Origin of the sequence: Streptococcus parasanguinis CC87K (genome assembly GCF_000507765.1) — a bacterium.
In the GTDB taxonomy this organism is placed as follows: Bacteria; Bacillota; Bacilli; order Lactobacillales; family Streptococcaceae; genus Streptococcus; species Streptococcus parasanguinis_J.
Genome location: NZ_KI669401.1, coordinates 1,367,610 through 1,368,781 on the forward strand (window position 1 = coordinate 1,367,610; position 1,172 = coordinate 1,368,781).

The 1,172-nt window shown below is 42.4% G+C and carries 1 pseudogene; it reads left to right on the forward strand.

The window, feature by feature from the left end:
- Positions 1–531: pseudogene (locus tag HMPREF1195_RS11380) on the forward strand (clumping factor A); the annotation flags it as partial.
- Positions 532–1,172: the final 641 nt, after the last annotated feature.

Genomic DNA, 1,172 nt, shown 5'->3' on the forward strand with positions numbered 1-1,172 from the left:
AATGACTCGGATGTCGAGACTGATTCAGAGGCTGATACTGACTCGGATGTTGAAATCGATTCTGACGTTGAGACTGATTCAGAACTTGAAACTGATTCTGACGTTGAAACTGACTCAGATGCTGAGACCGATTCAGATGTCGAAGCTGACTCAGATGTTGAAACGGATCCAGAAGTCGATAATGATTCTGAGGTCGATGCTGATTCAGAAGTCGATACTGATTCTGAGGTAGATACTGATTCAGACGTTGAGACCGATTCAGAGGTTGAAACGGATGCTGACTCTGATACTGACTCAGATGTTGAGACAGATGCTGACTCTGATACTGACTCAGATGTTGAGACAGATGCTGACTCTGATACTGACTCAGATGTTGAGACAGATGCTGACTCTGATACTGATTCTGAGGTCGATGCTGACTCAGAGGTTGATACTGATTCTGAAGTAGATACTGATTCTGAAGTAGATACTGATTTTGAAGCCGATGCTGATTCTGATGTAGAAACTGATTCTGACGTTGACATTGATTGACTTACTGACGTTGAAACGGATTCAGAAGTAGAAACTGATGCTGACTCTGACGCAGAAACGGATCCAGAAGTCGATACTGATTCTGAGGTAGATGCAGATTCAGAAGTCGATACTGATTCAGACGTTGAGACAGATGCTGACTCTGATACTGATTCTGAGGTAGATGCTGACTCTGATACTGATTCTGAAGTAGATACTGACTCTGATACTGATTCAGATATCGATGCTGACTCAGATGTAGAAACTGATTCTGACGTTGAGACTGATTCTGACGTTGAGACTGATTCAGATGTCGATACCGATTCAGACGTTGAGACCGATTCAGAGGTTGATGCTGATTCAGATGTTGATACTGATTCTGACATCGATGCTGACTCAGATGTTGATACTGATTCTGACATTGAGACAGATTCAGAAGTAGAAACTGATTCAGAGGTCGATACCGATTCTGAGGTTGATGCAGATTCGGAAGTCGATACTGATTCTGATGCTGATACCGATTCAGATGTAGATACCGACTCAGATGTAGATACCGATTCTGAGGTCGATACTGATTCTGATGTTGATACCGACTCAGATGTTGATACTGATTCTGATGTTGATACCGACTCAGATGTTGATACTGATTCTGATGTTGATAC